This window comes from Chitinophagaceae bacterium (assembly GCA_016699815.1).
Taxonomy (GTDB): Bacteria; Bacteroidota; Bacteroidia; order Chitinophagales; family Chitinophagaceae; genus Ferruginibacter.
The window spans coordinates 2,758,702-2,779,838 of sequence record CP065012.1; the positions used below are offsets into that span (position 1 = coordinate 2,758,702).

A 21,137-nucleotide genomic window follows, 5' to 3' on the forward strand; every position below is an offset into this window, starting at 1 on the left:
AATAACCATTTCTAAAACTGGAAGCAATACTTAAAGAACGAACAAGCCCGAAGGGCTTAAATATGAATAACCCCGGATGAAATCCGGGGGAAAGAAAAAGATGTAACAAGAACCCTGAAAGGGTTCAATAAAATAAGCAGAAATGAGAACATACACACAAATACTGTATCAAATAGTTTACAGTACAAAATACAGAGAGAAAACGCTTGAGGCTGAAAACCGTAAAGAGTTATATAAATATATCTGGGGCATTTTAAATAGCAACAAATGTCATCTTTGCCAGATTGGTGGTATAGAAGACCATATTCATATCATAACTCATTTGCACCCTTCCGCGGCTTTAGCCGATTTAGTAAAGGATATAAAACTGGCAAGTAGCGACTACATAAAAAACGAAAAACTTTTCTCAAATTTTAATGGCTGGCAGGATGGCTATGCCGCTTTTACTTACTCTATCGATGCAAAAGAAAATCTTATCAATGTATGTAAAGAATCAGGAAGAACATCACAAAACAAAAACCTTTATTGAAGAATTGAAAGAGTTCTTAATAGAACATAAAATTGAATTCGATGAAAAGTATTTATTGTAAATGTTCAACCACTTCGTGGTTGTGGTACTCTCGTATTCGTTTACCCTGCATTTCATACAGGGTTATTGAAATTCAATCCCTTCGGGATTTTGCCTTGTTTGACATTAAGAGTTCCAAATTTAAATTTGAATTGTATGAACGATACTTAGAAAAACTAAATACAAAAACTATTAAGGTTGAAAGATATGAATATGAATAACCGGATGGAAAAGTAAGAGATAAAAAAGGGGTTCTATAAGCCCAAAGGGCTTAAACATAAAATACCCCCAGATGAAATTCATGAAGGAAAAAAGTAAACTAAAAAGCCCGAAGGGCTTAAACATCAATAACCCCGGGTGAAACCCAGGGGGAAACAAAACGATGTAACCGAACCCTGAAAGGGGTTCAATAAAACAAAAACGAATGCAAGCAAAATCAATCAAAGGACAAACGCCCGAAGAAATTAAATCCGCTTTGGAGAAAGCTACAAGCAACGGCTTCAAACCCACGCTGGCTTTTGTTTTCATTACCAACCTGGAAGATATTGATACAGTGTCAACAATATTAGATGCAGCAGGTATTTCCATTTTTGGTGTCAGCACTGCAGAAAAATTTAATGAAGAAGGAATAGAGCAAACAGGCATTGTTGCATTATTGCTCGATATGATTCCGGCTCATTTCAAAATAGTTTTGGAAGATTTTAATGTGTCCTCAGTATATGAATCTGCCTGTGCTGTGGGAGAATCAGGCAAAGAAAGTTTTAATCACCCTGCATTTATTATTTCTACTGCCGATATAAGAATACCAGGCGAGGATGTTATCAGGGGGATTTTGGATAAAGCAGGAATAGATGTTGCCATTTTTGGTGGCGGTGCAGGTGAACCGGTAAACTTTTCCGGAACTGTTTTTACAAATCAATCAAAGTATGATTCCGGTTTATTGTCATTGATTGTAGATGAAGATAAGGTGGAAGTAAAGGGTGTAGCTGTATCAGGTTGGAAACCGGTGGGCACAGAAAAAAGGATTACAAAATGCGAAGGCAACTGGGTTTATACCATTGATGATGAACCGGCATTGGATGTCATAAAAAAATTTCTGGGAAAAGATATAATTCTGAATAACAAAGCAGAAGGGATTGACAGTTTCCCATTACAGGTACAAAGAGTAAAAGGAAAACCTATGATGCGGCCAATTGTACAATGGAATGAAGAAGAAAAGTCAATCATGTTAGGTGCTGCAGCGGAAGAAGGCTCGCTATTTCGTTTTTCACTTCCGCCCGACTATGAAGTCATAGATGCTGTTATTGAAAGCGCCAAAACGATTAAGGAAAATGAATTGCCCGAAGCAGATGCCATGATTGTATTTTCATGTGTAGGCAGATTATCTCAATTGGGGCCAATGTTGTCTGCAGAATTAGATGGATTAGCTGCAACCTGGAATAAACCAATGGCAGGTTTTTTCTCGCTTGGAGAGTATGGAAAATTAGATGATACCCGACCGGAATTTCATGGAACAACAGTAAGCTGGGTGGCGTTGAAAGAATTGTGAATGGTGAATTGTTAATTGTGAATGAGGAGAAACAAACTAACTATAAAAATTGAGCTTTATGAAAGAAAATATTATAAAAACAAAAAGTTTTGCATTTGCCTTGCGGATAATTAAACTGTATCAATTTTTGCAAACTGAAAAGAAAGAATTTATTCTTAGTAAGCAATTATTACGATGTGGGACTTCCATCGGAGCGATGGTGAGGGAGTCGGAACAAGCAGAAAGCAAATCTGATTTCATACACAAATTAGCGATAGCGCAAAAAGAAGCGAACGAAACAGAATATTGGATTGAACTCTTAAATCAGTCAGGATATATAGATAAAAATCAGTACGAATCAATATTTCAAGACATCACAGAGATAAGAAAACTATTAACATCAATAATTAAAACTGCCAAACAAAACAGAGTGTCAAATTAATTCACCATTCACCATTAACAATTAAATACATGACCGCAAAATCAATCAAAGGAAATTCTGCAGAAGAAATAAAAGCTGCTTTACAACGAAGTATGTCAGCGGATTTCAAACCAACATTGGCTATTATTTTTCTATCCTTTAAAGTAGATAGAAAAAGTGTTTGCAAAATATTGGATGATGAAGGCATTCCTGTTTTTGGAGCAACCACGAACGGACAATTCATTGATGAAGATACAAAAAGCGCAGCCATTGTTGTTTTACTGTTAGACATCAACCCAAAATATTTTTATGTCAGTTTCGATGAGTTTCCTGAAAAAAATTGCCGGGAGAAAACAAGATCCGTTGCAAAACAATCTTTGGAAAAATTTGCTCATCCGGCTTTCCTGATTGCCAGCAGTAATACCGAAACAGATGCCGAAGAATTGTTGCTTGGTATTGAAGACATAATTGGCAAGCATGTAAATGTATATGGAGGCGGCGCCGGGGATGATTACACTTTTTCTGAACAATTTGTTTTTACCAATAAAAAGGAAAGTAACAGGGGCATGGTGGTATTGGTTTTGGATGAAGATAAAATCAAGATAAAAGGCAAGGCAACCTGTGGATGGAATGCTATTGGCACAGTAAGAACCGTCACCAAAAGTGAAGGAAATCATGTTTATACTGTTGATGATATTCCTGTATTGGACCTTACGGCAAAGTATGGTGGCATTCAGAATGTAACACCAGATAATACCGGACTTATTCTTGAAATAGCTTCTACCTTTCCGTTGCAAATGCAACGGGAGAAGGGCGACCCTGTCATGCGGCCAGGTCTGCAGATAGATTGGAATGACCGCTCTTTCTATTGCAGTGGGTCAGTGCCCCAGGGCAGTAAAGTGCGGTTTTCATTACCACCCGATTTTGATGTAGTGGATAAAGTAATAAATGGCGTTGAAGAATTAAAATCAACCGAAATGCCTGAAGCAGATGCAGTAGTTGTTTTTAGTTGTGCAGGGCGGCAGGTTGCGCTTGGCCCTATGATACAAGAGGAAATGGAAGGCGTGAAAAATGTTTGGGATGTACCAATGGTTGGAATGTTTTCGAATGCAGAATTAGGAAGGGCAACAGGTGGTAATCTGGAAATGCATAACCTGACAACCTGTGTAGTGGCGCTGAAGGAAATGTAGAATAATGGTGAATGGTGAATGGTGAATAGAAGAGAGCCATTTTTTTATTCAGGAGTATAAATTGAACATTAAAAGATAGCACCGAAATAAATAGCTATTGAATTCAATAATTAAAACATCAAAACAAATAAGAGGTCAAAAATTAATCATTCACAATTCACAATTATCAATTATGATCAAAGCAACATTGCTCTACGGCCATCCAGTGGATGCCCTGGCATTCGAAAAGTATTATTACGAAACACATCTGCCGCTTTCTTCAAAGATGCAGAATGTATCAAAAGTGGATCTTACAAAATTTGTTTCGGATACTACCGGTGGTAAACCGGCTTACTACCGCATGGCAGAATTGCATTTTCCAGACCAGGCAACCATGCAACAAACAATGGCTTCACCCGAAGGACAGGCTGCTGTAGCCGACCTTGCCAATTTTGCAACTGGGGGAGTAACGGTGATGATTGGCGAAGCAGAAAATGTTTTGTAGAAACAATTTTATGGATTGAAGCAAAAGAAAACTTTATGAGCTATGTAAAGTAATATGCAGAATATTACAAAACGAAAACCTTTTTTGAAGAATATAAAGAACTTTTAATAGAACATAAAGTTGAACTTGATGAAAAGTATTTGTTGTAATTATTCAACCACTTCGTGGTTGTGTTGCTCTCATACTCATTTACCCTGCATGAAATGCACGGTAAATGAAATTAAAGCCCTTCGGGATTTTTCGTTGCAGGAATTAAAGGAATAACTATATGGATTTAAAATAAAATGAATTCAAAATGTAACATAGGAAAAACAATTGAAGGAAGTTACCAAAGCCCGCAAGGGTTAAATTTTATTAACACGGGAAGAATATAGGAGCACTATAGAAGTAATTAAAAGCCCGAAGGGCTTAAATATGAATAACCCCGGATGAAATCCGGGGAAAGCTGAAAAGTGAAACAAGAACCCTGAAAGGGTTCAATAAAATAAAATGAATGAGTACATACACACAAATACTGTATCAAATAGTTTACAGTACAAAATACAGGGAGAAAACTCTTGAGGCTGAAAACCGAAAAGAGTTGTATAAATACATCTGGGGCATTTTAAATAACAATAAATGTTATCTGTACCAGATTGGTGGTATAGAAGACCATATTCATATCATAACACACCTGCATCCTTCCGTGGCTTTAGCCGATTTAGTAAAGGATATAAAACTGGCAAGTAGTGATTATATAAAAAACAAAAAGCTTTTCCCAAATTTTAATGGCTGGCAGGATGGTTATGCCGCTTTTACGTACTCTATCGATACAAAAGAAAATCTTATCAATTATGTAAAGAACCAGGAAGAACATCACAAGACAAAAACCTTTGTTGAAGAACTGAAAGAACTTTTAATAGAATATAAATTAGAATTCGATGAAAAGTATTTATTGTAAATATTCAACCACTTCGTGGTTGTGGTGCTTTCGGTCTCTCAATATTCCTGCATTGCATACAGGGTTATTGAAATTAAATCCCTTCGGGATTTTGCGTTACTTAACTCATGAAAAAAACAGAATGCATTTTAAATAGAAAAATTTCGAAGGGTTCATGGAAAAATTAATTGTAAAAAGCTAAAAAAACAAAAGTGAAATTAACCGCTTGTAAAACTGGGAACAATTCTTAAAGAACTAACAAGCCCGAAGGGTTTAAATATATATAAAACCTGATAAAAACCAGTGAAGTGAAAAAGTGAACTAACAAAGCAGTAGGTTTTAAACATGATTAACTAATGTAAAACCCGGGGATGTAAAAAAGTGAGCCACTAAAAAGCCCGAAGGGCTAAAAGGTAAATAACATGGGAAGAAAAGAGGAACACTATAGAAGGAATTAAAAGCCCGAAGGGCTTAAATATAAATAACTCCGGATGAAATCCGGGGAAAACAAAAGGAAGTAACAAGAACCCTGAAAGGGTTCAAAAATATGAAAGCAGCAAAACAAATGGTAGTGGAACAGTGTATAATAAATTGTAAACCATGAAGGGCAAGAAGGCAAAAAAACTGGATAAAATAGAAAATAAGTTGCGATGACTAAAAGCCCGAAGGGCTTAAATATGAATAACCCCGGATGAAATCCGGGGCAAACGAAAGATGTAACAAGAACCCTGAAGGCCCGCCTGATCGGACGGGCAGGGGTTCAATAAAACAAAAACGAATGAAAGCAAAGTCAATAAAAGGAAAATCCACTGAAGAAATTCAAGCAGCAATATTAGAGTGTAGGAAAGAAGATTTCAAACCCACACTCGCCATTGCGTTTATATCCGTAAAGCAGGATATGGATGCTGTTGTCTCCATTCTTCATCAAAATGAAATCCAGGTTTTTGGCACCACCACATCCGGTGAATTTATCAGCAGCGAAATTCAGGAAGGAAGTATCGTCATCATGCTACTCGATATAAATCCGGAATATTTTAAAGTGGCCTTTTTTGAAAAGGGTGACAACAGCACTCATGAAATTGCAAGGCAGTTAGGTGCAGAAGGGAAAAGTAGTTTTGCTCATCCGGCATTCATCATTGCTTCGGGTTGGCTGCAAACCGATGGCGAAGAAATCATCAAAGGCATTGAAGAAGGATTTGGAAGTGAAGCAACCATCTTTGGCGGCATGGCCGGTGATGACCTGCAATTGCGGGAACCTTTAGTTTTTACTTACGGTAAAAAAAGTACAACGGGAATAGTAGCCTTAATTATTGATGAAGAAAAAATTCATGTAGAAGGCGTTGCCACCTGCGGTTGGAAACCGATCGGCATTACCAAAACAGTAACTAAGAGTGTGGGCAATGTCGTTTACACAATAGATGACCAACCTGCGCTCGATCTTGTTATAAAATACCTGGGGCTGAATATTGATCTCGATCCGGATAAAGATGTGCTAACAAATATTGGCGCTTATTATCCTTTGCAGTTGGAAAGAGAAGGTGCACCACCTGTAATGCGAACCGCCATGTTTGGAAATAGAGATGATCGTTCATTAATATGTGCCGGCACAGTGCCACAAGGCGCTAAAGTCCGTTTTTCGTTACCACCAGATTTTGATGTAATTGATACCGTAGTAAGTGAATGCTCGGAACTAAAAAATGAAAATCAAAATAATGCAGATGCCGTAATCATATTTTCCTGTATCAGCAGGTATTTATCATTTGGCGTAATGACGAGTGAGGAAATTGAAAGGGTAATGAAAGTCTGGAATGCGCCATTCATCGGGTTTTTCTGTTATGGTGAGTTTGGAAAATCGAAGAGAGGAAAACATGAATTTCATAATAATACTTGTTGTGTGGTAACGCTGAAGGAATTGTGAATGGTGATGATAATCGTGAATGTAGGAAGGTTACTTAAACTTTATCAACATGCATTAACCATAAAAAGGCATACTAACAAATTTGAAATGACTAATAGTCCAGACAGCTTAAACAACAATAGTTAGTGCCAAACCCGGAAGGTAAAAAAGTGAACAAACAAGCCCGAAGGGCTTAAATATAAATAACCCAGGGTGAAACCCAGGGGAAAACAAAATGAAGTAACAAGAACCCTGAAAGGGTTTAATAAAAAGAAAAAGCGTATGAAAGCAAAATCAAAAAAAGGCAATTCTACCGCAGAAATTCAGGTAGCACTATTATTAGAGTCACGTAGCTACAAAAAAATTCACAATTCACCATTATCAATTATCTAATGAATCAACATCTTCAATCCATATTAAATTCTATCCAACAATCAGAACATCTGACTGAGGAAGAAAAAAATACTTTATTGAAAGCGGTAAAGGATACAGACAAAGAAATAGCCATTACTGAATTCAAATTAGATCGTACCGAAAAAGTAAAGCGAACTACTGCCATTCTTTTGGAAGAAACCATTGCTGAATTAGAGCAAAAGAGAAAAGATGTGGAAGCACAAAACCGTGATTTGGAAATTGAAGCGGCATTGGAAAAAGTGCGGAGCCGTTCTCTTGCCATGCAAAAGAGTGATGAACTTGCTGCTCTCTCTCTTGAATTGGTAAAGCAGGTGCAGGCGCTGGGTGTGGCCACCTGGTTTTGCGCATTTAATATTTATGGAGAAAATGATTCATTAGAATGGGGCAGCAATGGCCAGGGAACATTTGAAAAATATGTAACGCCGAGAGAAGGTGTTTTTCTTCGCTATTATGAAGCCGGGCAGAGAGGAGAAACATTACTCATCAATGAAATTGGCGAAGATGAATGTCCCACACATTATGAATATTTATGCAGCCTGCCTGGTGTCGGTGATCAATTACTTCAGATGAAAGCAGCCGGTATCCCTTTCCCTGCCTCACAAATAGACCATGTTGCTTTTCACAAGTACGGGTATTTAATATTTATTACTTACAAACCGGTACCCGAAGCTCATGATATTTTCAAACGCTTTGCAAAAGTATTTGAACAGACTTATACAAGATTTCTTGATTTACAAAAAGCAGAAGCACAGGCAAGAGAAGCGCAAATAGAAACCTCATTAGAAAGAGTGCGCAGTCGCAGCATGGCTATGCACAAAAGTGATGAACTGAAAGAAGTGATTCGGTTGGTGCTGGAGCAATTTGTTCATTTGAAAATAAATGCAGAGCATGCCGGTTTTTATATTGATTACAAAGCCCATGATGATATGCACATCTGGCTGGCTGACCCTAACCTGGAACCATTCTTTGCAGTCATTCCCTATTTTGATACACCTACCTGGAATAGTTTTCTTGAAGCCAAAACAAGAGGAACAACCTTTCATCCCGATCTTTTGGATTTTGAAGAAAAAAATAAATTCTATCATTCCCTTTTTCAGTTATTCACAATACCTGAAGAAGCAAAGCAATTTTATATGCAATGCAAAGGACTTGCGGTTTCCACGGTTATGTTAGATAATGTTGGCCTTTACATTGAGAATTTTGATGCAATACCTTTTTCAGAAGAAGAGAATAAAATACTAATGCGTTTCGGAAAAGTATTTCAACAAACCTATACCCGCTTTCTCGATCTCCAAAAAGCAGAAGCGCAGGCAAGAGAAGCGCAGATAGAAGCAGCCTTGGAAAGGGTGAGAAGCAGAACAATGGCAATGCATAAAAGTGATGAATTGCTTCCGACTGCTGATCTCTTATTCGACCAATTAAAACAATTAGGTGCAGAACTGCAAGGTGTAGCTTTTGCTATCTGTGATAAAAACAACACTATGGTTCAAAAATGGACCAGTATTGGTATTTTCTCTCATCCATATAATATTGAACCGGGTGAACAACGCATGTATGAAGCATGGAAAATCCAGGCAGGGCTTTATGAAGAAATTTATGAAGGGGAAAAACAAAAAAAATACTATGAATCTTTTATGGAGATACCTGCTTTTAGGCAAGGTCTTCAAAAACTGATAGACAGCGGGCAGCCTATGCCCACATGGCAAAAAAATCATGCCGTTACTTTTAAATACGGCTACCTGCTTATTATTACAACCAAACCATTTACTGAAACACAGATATTCCTTCGATTTGGAAAAGTTTTTGAACAGACCTATACCCGTTTTCTTGATTTGCAAAAAGCAGAAGCGCAGGCAAGGGAAGCAAAGATTGAAACAGCGTTGGAAAGAGTAAGAAGCAGAACACTGGCCATGCAGAAATCCGATGAACTGGCAGAAACAGCTGCCGTACTTTTTCAACAACTCATCCTGCTTGGTATCGAACCAAATCGTTTGTATATATGCATTGCACAAAACGAAAATGGAGATGTTGAATTTTGGATTACAGATGAAGACGGCAGCAAAGTAAGTATGGCTTATGAAGATAACCTCAACAATAATTCTTCATTTAAAAAAATGTTTGCCGGTTGGAAGAAGCAGCAAAAATCTTTGGTCATTGACATGAAAGGTGAAGAACTACAGGAATATTTTAAATACCTCAACAGCATTCATGTTCCTTTCAAAGGTGGAATGGCACAACAAAGAAGATTGCAATACATCGCTTATTTCAACAAAGGATTTATTGGTATGGCTTCGCCGGATGAACAACCGGAAGATACTTTGCAATTACTCGAACGGTTCGCCGGTGTTTTCAACCTCACTTTTACACGATTCAATGACCTGAAAGTGGCGGAAACACATGCATTGCAGGCCGAACAGGATTTAATTGAAATAAAAGCTGCAAGAAAAAAAGCAGAAGAAGCGCTAACAGAATTGCAGGCCACACAAAAACAACTCATCCAATCCGAAAAAATGGCTTCCCTCGGTGAACTCACCGCCGGCATTGCACACGAAATTCAAAACCCGTTGAACTTTGTAAATAATTTTTCTGAAGTAAGTACAGAACTCATTGATGAAATGAAAGAAGAATTGGCAAAAGGCAATGAGCAATTGGCAACCGAAATTGCAGATGATTTAAAACAAAATTTAGAAAAAATAAATCATCACGGCAAACGGGCCGGTGAAATTGTAAAAGGAATGTTGCAGCATTCACGAACAAGCACCGGGCAAAAAGAACTGACAGATATTAATGCGCTGGCTGATGAATATTTAAGACTGGCTTATCATGGCTTAAGAGCTAAGGACAAAACATTTAATGCAGCAACCAAAACCGGATATGATGATAGCATCGGGTTGATAAAAATTATTCCGCAGGATATTGGCCGTGTAATCCTTAATCTTATTACCAACGCCTTTTATGCCGTATCAGAAAAAAAGAAACAACAGCCGGATGGCTATGAACCTGTCGTATCCATTCAAACAAAAAAAATGAGCGATAAGATTGAAATAAAAGTGAGTGATAACGGCAACGGAATACCATCGGCAATAAAAGATAAAATCTTTCAACCTTTCTTTACTACCAAGCCAACCGGACAGGGAACAGGGCTGGGGTTGAGTTTGAGTTATGATATTGTGAAGGCGCATGGTGGGGAGTTGAAAGTGAAAACCCTGTATGCCGATGAAGCAGCGCTAACAGTAAAAGTTGACGAAGTTAATCCTGATGATTTCAGGAAAGTGGAAGGGACCGAATTTATTATTCAATTACCATTCAAATAAAAAAATATGCGTAAAATGTTATTGGCAATTATTCTTTATGGATGTTTATCCGTTTCCTCATTCGCACAAATGCAAAATAAGGATATTGCTAAACTAAAAAAACAATTACTTACATCTGTTCATGATACAGCCAGATTAAACCTTGCTTTCCAATTAGCAAATGGTTACCGGTTTTCAAATGTAGATTCCTCACTTTTTTATTCCGACGTAGCATTGGAGTATGCAATCAAATTACAATTTCCAGCATCAAAGGCCAGAATGTTATCGTTAAAAGGCGCCACTGTTTTGGAAAGTGGCAAATTGCCCGAATCGCTGCAACTACAGTTTGAAGCATTGAATATTAGTAGAAAAATAAGAGATAGCAATACTACAGCCTTTGTGCTAAACCGCATTGGAAATACCTACATGGAACTGGCTGACTACAGAAAGGCCAATGAATATTATTTTCAATCTAAGGACTTGTTTCGGGCAATAAGAAGCATAGGAATGGTTTATAATGAAATTTCGAACATTGGTAATATCTATGAATTGATGAATATGCCGGACTCCGCATTGTATTATCAGCAACTGGTATATAAGGCCAGTAGCTCAAAACATAATGATAGAGAGTTTATAACATGGTCAGAAATGATGTTCAGAATGGGCAATGCATATAACTTAAAAGGGGACAAAGAAAAAGCTATGCGTTTCTATAAGCAGGGAATCGTTGAAGCAAACATTGATAATGACATCAGGAACCTTACTATGAACAATGTGTTACTGGCAAAACTATATGAAGATATGAAGATAACTGATTCAAGTATTAAGTATGCATACAATGCTATCAATACAGGGAAAACTGTTTCTTTTCGAAAAGGTATTTATGATGCTTCTATTTTACTAAGTGATCTGTTTAAGGAAAAAAATAAGTATGACAGCGCTTATAAATATTTATCTATAGCCAATACAGAAAAAGATAGTTTAACAGGACCTAAAAGATTCCAGGAATTGCAACGTATCATTTTAGATCAGCAGAAACGTCAGAACGTAAATGAAGCTAAAAGGATTGCTACTCAAAATAAACAAAAGCAACTGGCACTATTGGCAGGGCTGGCAATCTTTTTAGTTGTTGTTTCTATCCTTTATCGCAACAATAAACAAAAGCAAAAAGCCAATAAAGTTTTAGAAACCACTCTTACCGATTTAAAATCCACCCAAAAACAACTCATCCAATCAGAAAAAATGGCTTCCCTCGGCGAACTCACCGCCGGCATTGCACATGAAATACAGAACCCGTTGAATTTTGTCAATAATTTTTCAGAAGTAAGTACAGAACTCATTGATGAAATGAACGAAGAAATATCAAAAGGGCATTTGGATGATGCTAAGGAAATAGCAAATGATTTAAAACAAAATTTAGAAAAAATAAATCATCATGGCAAACGGGCCGGTGAAATTGTAAAAGGCATGTTGCAACATTCCAGAACAAGTTCAGGGCAGAAAGAACCAACAGATATCAATGCTTTATGTGATGAATATTTAAGATTGGCTTATCATGGACTCAGGGCAAAGGACAAATCATTCAATGCAAAATTTGAGACAGAGTTTGATAACTCTATTGACAGAATAAATATTATTCCGCAGGACATTGGCAGAGTGATTTTAAATTTAATTACGAATGCTTTCTATGCTGTAAATGAAAAATCAAAACAAAACATTACCGGCTATGAACCAATAGTTGACGTAAGCACAAAGAAAGAAGGCAAAAATGTTTTGATTACTGTAAAAGATAATGGCAATGGTATTTCAAAAAGCATTGTAGATAAAATCTTTCAACCCTTCTTCACTACTAAGCCAACCGGGCAGGGAACAGGATTGGGATTGAGTTTGAGTTATGATATTGTGAAAGCGCATGGAGGAGAAATAAAGGTGGAGACTAAAGAAAATGAGGGAACTGGGTTTCTTATTATATTGCCTTTTGGATGAATTTTGCAGGCAGTATTGTATATTTACAAGCAATTAAATATACCGTTTCTAAACGATGAAATGTTACAACATTTTAATTGGTAATAGGGTATGAAACACTTAAAATTATTGTTTTTTCTATTGTTTTTTTGCTGTGGCAATATACTGGCGCAGAATGTAAATGATTTGGGGAAGCAATTACATTCGGCTAAAAGCGATACGGCAAGGTTGCGTTTGCTCAATACTATTTCTACTGCTTTCTTTAATGTTTACGAATACGACAGCTGCAAAGAATATGCGGAAAAAGCCTTGCAGCTATCGCAACAGCTATTAAGTAGCACTATGGTTAATGAAAATCCTGAATATACCCTCTATTGCAAAAACTTATGGGCAAAATCTTTAGAAAATTTAGCTAGCTCATTTATGGCAATACATACCCAGACTGCTATAGATTCTTTTAAAAATGTTGAAAAAATATATAGTGAAACTGGTAATAAAGATGGTTTGGCATCTGTATTTCAAAAGCTTGGTGAAACTTATGCCAATCAAAATAGTTATGAAAGTTCGCTGGTATATTTAAATAAAAGCCTTAAGCAATACCAGCAAATAGGTAACCGCACTAAAATTGCTTACTTGTATTATGTTATTGCCTTAACCCAAAGAGGAATGGCAAAGTATGGAGATGCACTGGAAAATAACCTGCAGGCGCTTGCCATTGCAAGAGAAATAAAAGACTCTTCATTTATTATAGAATGTCTGCTGGCCAATGGGTTTATCTATATGCTGGCCAAAGATTTTTCTGCAGCATTAAAAAACCAGGAAGATGCATTAATAATTGCACGAGCACTAAATGATTCCGATAATATTGCCACTACTTTCAGCGATATGGGTAATACAAATATGCGCTCAGGTAGGCTTGATACGGCTTTTAAAAACTTCTCCACGGCACTAGCTATTCGCAAACGTTCTAAATTGAATTTTTACCTTAGCAGCAATTTGCTTTATATGTCCAATATCCTTGTTAAGCAAGGTAAATATAAAGAAGCTATTGCCTATAATTTTGAATCATTGGACTATGCTAAAAAAAATAAAGATGGGCGGTTTATTTTAGATTCTTATGCTGAACTTGCCAGTAATTTCCTGCTCAACCATGATAATGAAAATGCGTTGAAATATTTTGATACTGTTTACCAGGTTGGCACGGCTTACAAAGATAAATACAGGGTTTCGTATGCCCTGCAAGGCATGGCAGATGTGTATTTAAAGCAAAATAATCCACAATTGGCACAGGTAACCCTCATTAAGGCCATTAAAGATACAGACAGTTCCGATTACCGTAACCTGGAAGATATTTACCGGCGCATTTCAGGCGCTTATGAAGCTTCAGAAAATTATAAAATGGCTTATCTCAGCAGCATACAATACAAGCGTTATAGCGACTCGGTATCTGCAATTGAAAAAGCCGCAAAACTCGCCAGCCTCACCAACCAGTTGGAGTTTCAAAACAAAAAGGCCATGCTGAAAGCCAGCCAGGATAAACAACTTTCGGTTCAGCAATCGGAAATTAGAAGACAAAAACTGGTACGCAACATTACCATTGTTGGTTTACTGATAGCTTTTATTTGGGCTTTAATATTTTTCAAACGATTCAGGGAAAAAAGAAACATGAATATTCAACTGGAAAAAACTTTGGAGGACTTAAAATCGGCACAGGTGCAATTGATACATTCTGAAAAAATGGCTAGCCTCGGTGAGCTTACCGCAGGCATAGCGCATGAAATACAAAACCCATTAAATTTTGTAAATAATTTTAGCGAAGTAAACAAAGAATTAATAAGTGAACTGGTAGATGAAGTTGATAAAGGGAATACACAAGGAGTAAAAGATATTGCACTCGATATAAAAGAAAACTCCGATAAAATTAACCACCACGGTAAAAGGGCCGACGCTATTGTAAAAGGAATGTTACACCACAGCCGCAAAAGCGAAGGCAAAAAAGAGCCAACAGACATCAATGCATTATGCGACGAGTATTTAAGGTTGAGTTATCATGGCTTAAGGGCAAAAGACAAAACGTTTAATGCAAAATTTGAGACTGCTTTTGATGAAAACCTACCCAAAATTAAAGTGGTTTCACAGGATATGGGCAGGGTGATTTTAAATTTAATTAATAATGCCTTTTTTGCAGTTGCAGAAAAAAAGAAAGCTGCTCCTGAAAATTTTGAACCTACTGTTAAAATAATTACGCAAAAGCTGGATGGTAAAGTAGTAATTAAGGTAAAAGATAATGGCAATGGCATTCCTAAAAGTGTAAAAGACAAAATTTTTCAGCCTTTTTTTACTACCAAACCCACAGGGCAGGGTACAGGATTGGGATTGAGTTTGAGCTATGATATTGTGAAAGCTCATGGCGGGGAAATAAAAGTAGAAACTATGCCTGGCGAAGCTGCAGCACAGTCTGGAACAGAGTTTACAATTATTTTACCCAATACCTGAGTTTTGGTAAAAAATTTATTCTCAAAGCAGGAGAATCGATATTTTTTTGTAATTCTACCAAAACTTAGTTAAATTGAGTAGCAAAAAATTTTTTAGTAAAGAATTTTATTATTTAATATAAAGTTTTTAGTATTGGTACTATAGTTTTTTGATTCAACCCTTACCCTTTTAAATCCTGGAAATAACTTATTAAAAACCACTTTCGCTTTTAGATTGTTCAAGCAGGGTTTGAAAAATATGGATGAAGTATTTTTCAAAATTCAAAACAACTAAATTTTTCTTAATGACAACAAAAGACAATCACACCGACAGCCTCGGCGCTGTGCGGGAAGCTATTTTTGAAAAAAACCAACTCTTCGCCGCTGCTATGGCCAAAGGCGATGCAGCAGGTGTTGCAGCCTGCTATACCATAGATGCCGAATTTATGGCAGGTGGCGCCCCTTCTGTACAAGGCAGGGCAAATATACAGGCGGCCATTGCAGGTTACATCAGCCAGGGTTTTACAGAGTATGCCGTTACTGCAACTATTGTGTATGCCGATAGCGGCATAGTAGGCGTGCAGGAAGCTTATACCTTAAGCCAGAAAGGCGGCGCCAATAAGGATATTGGAAAATCCATTCAGCTTTGGAAAAAAGAAGAAGGCTCCTGGAAAATTTTCAGGGATTGTTTTAATTCCGATTTAACGGTATAGTGTTGTTATTAAATATTTTTATTTTGATACCAGCTTTAGTTTTTCATGGCATCATCGTTGCGTCGCAATCCTTTCGTCTGCATACCATTAGGCATCTGAGATGGCAATTCAAAATCACCGGGCTTAATACAAGCAAAAGGTAAATAGAAAATATTTAGTCAGTTATCAAAATATACAGCTTTACAATAAAATATGCATCCTGTTATAAACTTTACTACAAGTCATTTCAACTTCGTTCATTTTAATTTATCTTTTATTCCACCATCATGCAACACACAGATAAAAAGCATTCGGTACATTTTGCCGAAGCATTATTAAAATCTCATTTGAGCCAGCCGGAAGAAAAACGGATAAAATTAGAAGGTACCGGCGGCGAAACTTTAGAAGCTCTCTTCCTCGGCACCCGTGGTGGTAATGCAAAATACATGCTGGAGCTCATGGGCTTTGCCCTGCAGGGTAATGTTGATTTTCGTAAAAATTATTTTCCAAACGACCCCGATTATCTCGATACAAATATTCAGCAATCAAAAGGCTTTAAGGAAACCATGCTGTTAATGGGTTTGGAATATGATAAACTCATCACCCAATTACAGCAATCAGGAACTTTTTTCAGCATGCGCACCATTGGTCACATGCTTTGGGATACCACGCTGCCCGGTATGCTCGGCTATTTTGCGGCGTTAATGTACAATCAAAACAACGTGGCTGCTGAAGCATCACCCGTTACCACTTTGCTGGAAATGCATGTAGGTAATGAACTGTGTAAAATGCTTGGCTATTCAGTAAACCCCATTGGTAAAAAGCCGGGAGAATTTGATTTGCCGCAGGGCCAGGTTACCGGCTGGGGCCATATCACCTGCGATGGAAGCGTTGCCAACCTGGAAGGTTTATGGATGGCAAGAAATTTAAAATTTTATGCAGCAAGTGTAAAGCAGGCTATTTTAAACGAAACTATTTTTCAAAATGCAAAAGGCTTCCAGGTTACTTTATTAAATGGAACAACTGCAACCTTAATTAATTTAGATAGCTGGACATTACTCAACCTGCCCATTGACGAAGTGCTGGCTATTCCTAACAATTTATCATCGCAATACAATATTCCTATTGCGGATGTAAGCAATGCCATTGCTAATTATACTGTGCAAAATATCGGCTACCATGATGTTTTGAGCAAATACCTGCCCGATATTAATCAAACACCTGTATCCATTTGCACTTCCACCCGCCACTACTCCTGGCCCAAAGGCGCAGCTATACTGGGTATTGGCGCCAGCAATATGTGGAGCATACCCGTGGATGTAAAGGCAAGAATGGATTTAACGCATTTGGATGCTGCGCTCGGCCAATGCCTGCTTAAAAAAATTCCGGTAATGAATGTTGTTGCCATCATTGGCACTACCGAAGAAAGCCAGGTAGACCCTTTAAATGGTATTTTAGCCATTAGGGAAAAATACAGGCAGCAGGGAATGGAGTTTGCCATACATGCCGATGCTGCATGGGGCGGTTATTATAAAACCATGCTTAATAGTAATGACGACAGCAATCCTGTTTCATTTAAACTAATGAACGAAGATGCAATTGTTGCTTTGCCCATGAGCAACTACGTAACGGAGCAATATAAAGTTTTGCAATTGTCCGATTCAATAACGATAGACCCACATAAATCCGGTTATGTGCCTTATCCTGCCGGCGGATTGTGTTACCGGAATTCTGCTATGCGAAATTTAGTTTCATTTACGGCGCCGGTAGTGTATCATGGCGGTGTTGACCCAACGGTAGGCGTATATGGTGTGGAAGGTTCCAAACCCGGCGCTGCCGCAGCGGCGGTGTATTTTAGCCATAAAGTAATTCGCCCCAATATGAGTGGCTATGGCAAAATTTCCGGCGAATGTTTTTTCAATGCAAAACGGTTTTATGCAGCATTGGTTTGTTTAAACATTCAAAACCTTCCCTTCTTTGTTGTTCCACTTATTCCCATTCCGGCTATACAGCAAAATTTACCGGCGCCACAAGTGTTGCAGCAGTACCAGTTTATACGGGACCGTATTGTAAACGTAAGTACCCAACAACTGATAAACGACCCGGAAGCATTTGCACTGTTTAAAGAACTCGGTGGCGACCAAACCATTATTACCTATATGTATAATGATTATAATGCTGATAGAACGCCAAACGGAAACATGCAGTCAATTAATGATTTTAACAATGCAATTTATACAGCCTTTAGTTTTAAGCCTTATGAAAAACATACAGAAGAAACACCCATCGTTGTTACCTCTTCTCAGTTTACAAGAATCAATAACGGCAATGTACTTATGGACGATTTAAGAAAAAGGCTTGGTGTGAATGGAAACGACGGATACAATGACCCGATTAATTTTATTATATCCACCATCATGAATCCCTGGCTGAGCAATACCGTTAACGGTTCATTTATTCCAACATTGATAAATATTATTATACAAAACGTATCTCAAATTGCATCCTTTAGAAAATTACAGTCTTAATTATTTTCAAATTCTAAACCAATTTTATGCTTGCAAAAAATATATACGGCGAAACAATTGATGAAATAAAATCAAAATACGCCAAAGCTATTGAAGATGGTTTTGCCCCCACTCTGGCAATCGTATTTTCTTCCATCACAAGGGACAGGAAATCCATTGTTGATTTTTTCAGCGAAAAGAATGTAACGGTGTTTGGCTCCACTACCGCCGGGGAAATTGTGGATGATGAAGTGCTGGAACACTCATCGGTTATCATGCTGCTGGATATGAACAAAGAGAATTTTAAAATATTGCGTGAAGAAGGCAGCGATACATACAGCATTGCATCCAGCCTTGCAAAAAAAGCAAAGGAAACTTTTAGTAAGCCTTCCATTATTGTTATTTCCAGCGGGCTTACCATTGATGCCGAACAAATCATAAAAGGAGTAAAAGATGTAGATGATACAATTCCACTTTATGGCGGCCTTGCCGGCGATGATTTAACCATGAAGGCTTCCTATGTTTTCAGTAATACTTTCGAAAGCTCCAACGGCCTTATTGCACTTGTGGTAAACCGGGATAAAGTGGAAATACATGGCCTTGCCACCAGCGGTTGGGATGATATTGGCATTGAAAAAACAATTACCAAATCCGAAGGTAATATTGTGTACACCATTGATGACGAGCCTGCGGCAGATGTATTTGTAAAGTTTTTCAAATTTGCAGGAACCGTGGATACGGCAGCAGAAATTGTGGTGATGAATTTTGCCCAATATCCTTTGCAACTAAAAAAAGATAACGGCAATGTGGTGCTGCGGGCGCCGATGATGGTAGATGCCGACAGCAAGGCTTTGATTTTTGCCGGTGGCATTCCGCAAGGCAGTAAAGTAAAATTTTCAGTGCCGCCCGGTTTTGATTTAATTGAAAAAACAGCAGATAAAGTAAGCGCCTTAAAAAACGAAATTAAAAACCCGGATGCGGTGCTGATGTTTTCATGCAAAGCAAGGCACCTGGCCCTTGGCCCTATGACAGGCGATGAAGCAGAAAAAATCAGGAGCATCTGGAATAAACCTTTAATTGGTTTTTTTACATACGGAGAAATCGGAACGGCAAAGGACAGTGTCTGCGATTTTCATAACGAAACCTGCTCCATGGTAGTGATGGAGGAAATAAAGTAAACAGACCGGTAATTTTATACAATGGAAGATTTAAAGAACATCATCCTTTCCCTTGACATAAACAGCGAAGAAAAAGAGCGTCTTTTAAAACAACTGAAAGCTGTACAAAAAACAATTGATAGCGCCGAATTTCGCTACCAGCGAACCATAATGGACAAAGCGGCTATCACCAACATATTAAATGCAAGTATTAGCGAAATTGAAAAACAAAAAGCAGTTATTGAAAAACAAAAAAAAGAAGCAACACACAGGGCTTCATTAGACAGTATAAGGGCCGAAATAGCCTCCATGCGTACCACAAAAGACCTTGAGAAAATAACCCCTTTGATTTGGCTGGAATTAAATATTTTAAATATACCATTCGTTCGCTCCGGCGTTGTTTTGGTGCATGATGAAGATACTGAAAAACTAGGAATTTATCTTGCTACGCCAGATGGAAAATCAATTGCATCTTTACAAATAAATGCAAATCAAACTGTATTTAGTCAAAAAATATTTAATTCCTGGAAGAAGAAACAAGCTTTAATAGATCAGTGGAATGAAACAACATTTTTGGAATGGGCAAATAGCCTGGTGAAACTGGGTGCAATAGCTTCTGCTGAAGATTATTTAATGAGCAACCCCATTCAAAACCTGTATTTACATTTTTTGCCTTTTCCGCAGGGCATGTTGTATGTGGGCAATGTAAATCTTTTAACAGAAGAAGAATTATCGCTTGCGCAATCATTGGCCGATACCATTTCTACAGCTTATGCCCGCTACGAAGATTTTAATAAACTGGATGCTGCCAAGCAACAAGTAGACAATACCCTTAAAGACCTTCGGTCTGCACAGCAGCAATTAATTCAATCCGAAAAAATGGCTTCTTTGGGTGAACTCACTGCCGGCATTGCCCATGAAATACAAAATCCTTTAAATTTCGTAAATAATTTTAGTGAGTTAAACAAAGAGTTAATAACTGAATTGGTGGAAGAAATAAAGAAAGGCAATACTGCAGATGTTGATCTATTGGCAAATGATATTAAAGAAAATTCCGAAAAAATTAATTTTCATGGCAAACGTGCCGGTGACATTGTAAAGGGCATGTTGCAGCATAGCCGGAAAAGTGAAGGCAAAAAAGAACCCACGGATATTAACGCCTTATGTGATGAATACCTGCGCTTGTCGTACCATGGATTAAGGGCAAAGGACAAGGCTTTTAATGCAAAATTTGAAACCTCTTTCGATGAAACCCTTCCTGAAATTAAAGTGGTAACACAGGATTTGGGCCGGGTAATATTAAATTTAATTAATAATGCTTTTTATTCGGTTACCGAAAAGAAAAACCAGCTTGGAGAAGGGTATGAGCCAACAGTAAAAATTAGTACAAAGCACAATAAAGGAACGGCTGAAATACGTGTGTATGACAACGGAAATGGAGTACCTGCCTCAATAAAAGATAAAATATTGCAACCTTTTTTTACCACTAAGCCATCTGGCTTAGGCACAGGGCTGGGTTTGTCGCTGAGTTATGATATTATTACAAAAGTACATTCCGGTAACTTAACCGTAGAAAGCAGGGAAGGGGAATTTGCCGAATTTATTATTCAATTACCTTTATAAATTTT

The 21,137-nt window shown here is 37.6% G+C and carries 13 protein-coding genes and 1 pseudogene; all 14 read left to right on the plus strand.

Annotation, left to right across the window (positions count from 1 at the left end):
• The first annotated feature begins 142 nt into the window (after positions 1 to 142).
• The 14 genes and pseudogenes from tnpA (IPO46_12280) to IPO46_12345 all read left to right on the plus strand — a co-directional run bounded on the left by tnpA (IPO46_12280) (position 143) and on the right by IPO46_12345 (position 21,132).
• Positions 143 to 590: pseudogene (gene tnpA / locus IPO46_12280) on the plus strand (IS200/IS605 family transposase).
• 402 nt (positions 591 to 992) lie between these two features.
• Entirely contained in the window at positions 993 to 2,117 is a 1,125-nt protein-coding gene (locus IPO46_12285; GenBank protein ID QQS62843.1) for an FIST C-terminal domain-containing protein, read from the plus strand.
• A 58-nt stretch (positions 2,118 to 2,175) separates the two neighbouring features.
• Positions 2,176 to 2,538 carry a four helix bundle protein gene (locus IPO46_12290; protein QQS62844.1) on the plus strand — a complete coding sequence of 121 codons (363 nt, stop codon included), beginning with the start codon at positions 2,176 to 2,178 and terminating at the stop codon, positions 2,536 to 2,538.
• Positions 2,539 to 2,567: 29 nt separating this feature from the next.
• Positions 2,568 to 3,707, plus strand: a complete 1,140-nt coding sequence (locus IPO46_12295) for an FIST C-terminal domain-containing protein (protein QQS62845.1) — start codon at positions 2,568 to 2,570, stop codon at positions 3,705 to 3,707.
• 172 nt (positions 3,708 to 3,879) lie between these two features.
• Positions 3,880 to 4,191, plus strand: coding sequence for an EthD family reductase (locus IPO46_12300; protein ID QQS62846.1), 312 nt, complete (start codon positions 3,880 to 3,882; stop codon positions 4,189 to 4,191).
• 493 nt (positions 4,192 to 4,684) lie between these two features.
• Positions 4,685 to 5,131 (plus strand): IS200/IS605 family transposase, encoded by a 447-nt coding sequence (gene tnpA / locus IPO46_12305; protein ID QQS62847.1) that lies wholly within the window; start codon positions 4,685 to 4,687, stop codon positions 5,129 to 5,131.
• Between the two features lie 757 nt (positions 5,132 to 5,888).
• Positions 5,889 to 7,028: an FIST C-terminal domain-containing protein gene (locus IPO46_12310; protein ID QQS62848.1), complete on the plus strand. Its 1,140-nt coding sequence runs from the start codon at positions 5,889 to 5,891 to the stop codon at positions 7,026 to 7,028.
• A 2,303-nt stretch (positions 7,029 to 9,331) separates the two neighbouring features.
• Positions 9,332 to 10,735: a hypothetical protein gene (locus tag IPO46_12315; GenBank protein QQS64410.1), complete on the plus strand. Its 1,404-nt coding sequence runs from the start codon at positions 9,332 to 9,334 to the stop codon at positions 10,733 to 10,735.
• Between the two features lie 780 nt (positions 10,736 to 11,515).
• Entirely contained in the window at positions 11,516 to 12,700 is a 1,185-nt protein-coding gene (locus tag IPO46_12320; GenBank protein QQS64411.1) for a GHKL domain-containing protein, read from the plus strand.
• Positions 12,701 to 13,924: 1,224 nt separating this feature from the next.
• Positions 13,925 to 15,175: a two-component sensor histidine kinase gene (locus tag IPO46_12325; GenBank protein ID QQS64412.1), complete on the plus strand. Its 1,251-nt coding sequence runs from the start codon at positions 13,925 to 13,927 to the stop codon at positions 15,173 to 15,175.
• A gap of 283 nt (positions 15,176 to 15,458) precedes the next feature.
• Entirely contained in the window at positions 15,459 to 15,866 is a 408-nt protein-coding gene (locus tag IPO46_12330) for a DUF4440 domain-containing protein (GenBank protein ID QQS62849.1), read from the plus strand.
• Between the two features lie 266 nt (positions 15,867 to 16,132).
• Positions 16,133 to 18,373, plus strand: a complete 2,241-nt coding sequence (locus IPO46_12335) for a decarboxylase (GenBank protein ID QQS62850.1) — start codon at positions 16,133 to 16,135, stop codon at positions 18,371 to 18,373.
• A gap of 26 nt (positions 18,374 to 18,399) precedes the next feature.
• Complete coding sequence (locus tag IPO46_12340; protein QQS62851.1) at positions 18,400 to 19,530, plus strand: FIST C-terminal domain-containing protein; 1,131 nt, start codon at positions 18,400 to 18,402, stop codon at positions 19,528 to 19,530.
• Positions 19,531 to 19,818: 288 nt separating this feature from the next.
• Positions 19,819 to 21,132, plus strand: a complete 1,314-nt coding sequence (locus IPO46_12345) for a hypothetical protein (GenBank protein QQS64413.1) — start codon at positions 19,819 to 19,821, stop codon at positions 21,130 to 21,132.
• Positions 21,133 to 21,137 lie beyond the last annotated feature (5 nt).

Bases quoted from the DNA above. Each gene is read 5' to 3' on its own strand.
- IPO46_12330 (QQS62849.1), top strand. From the start codon at position 15,459: ATGACAACAAAAGACAATCACACCGACAGCCTCGGCGCTGTGCGGGAA.
- IPO46_12320 (QQS64411.1), top strand. From the start codon at position 11,516: ATGAAGATAACTGATTCAAGTATTAAGTATGCATACAATGCTATCAAT.
- IPO46_12345 (QQS64413.1), top strand. From the start codon at position 19,819: ATGCGTACCACAAAAGACCTTGAGAAAATAACCCCTTTGATTTGGCTG.
- IPO46_12295 (QQS62845.1), top strand. From the start codon at position 2,568: ATGACCGCAAAATCAATCAAAGGAAATTCTGCAGAAGAAATAAAAGCT.
- IPO46_12325 (QQS64412.1), top strand. From the start codon at position 13,925: ATGGCAGATGTGTATTTAAAGCAAAATAATCCACAATTGGCACAGGTA.
- IPO46_12340 (QQS62851.1), top strand. From the start codon at position 18,400: ATGCTTGCAAAAAATATATACGGCGAAACAATTGATGAAATAAAATCA.
- IPO46_12285 (QQS62843.1), top strand. From the start codon at position 993: ATGCAAGCAAAATCAATCAAAGGACAAACGCCCGAAGAAATTAAATCC.
- tnpA (QQS62847.1), top strand. From the start codon at position 4,685: ATGAGTACATACACACAAATACTGTATCAAATAGTTTACAGTACAAAA.
- IPO46_12310 (QQS62848.1), top strand. From the start codon at position 5,889: ATGAAAGCAAAGTCAATAAAAGGAAAATCCACTGAAGAAATTCAAGCA.
- IPO46_12290 (QQS62844.1), top strand. From the start codon at position 2,176: ATGAAAGAAAATATTATAAAAACAAAAAGTTTTGCATTTGCCTTGCGG.
- IPO46_12335 (QQS62850.1), top strand. From the start codon at position 16,133: ATGCAACACACAGATAAAAAGCATTCGGTACATTTTGCCGAAGCATTA.
- IPO46_12300 (QQS62846.1), top strand. From the start codon at position 3,880: ATGATCAAAGCAACATTGCTCTACGGCCATCCAGTGGATGCCCTGGCA.
- IPO46_12315 (QQS64410.1), top strand. From the start codon at position 9,332: ATGCAGAAATCCGATGAACTGGCAGAAACAGCTGCCGTACTTTTTCAA.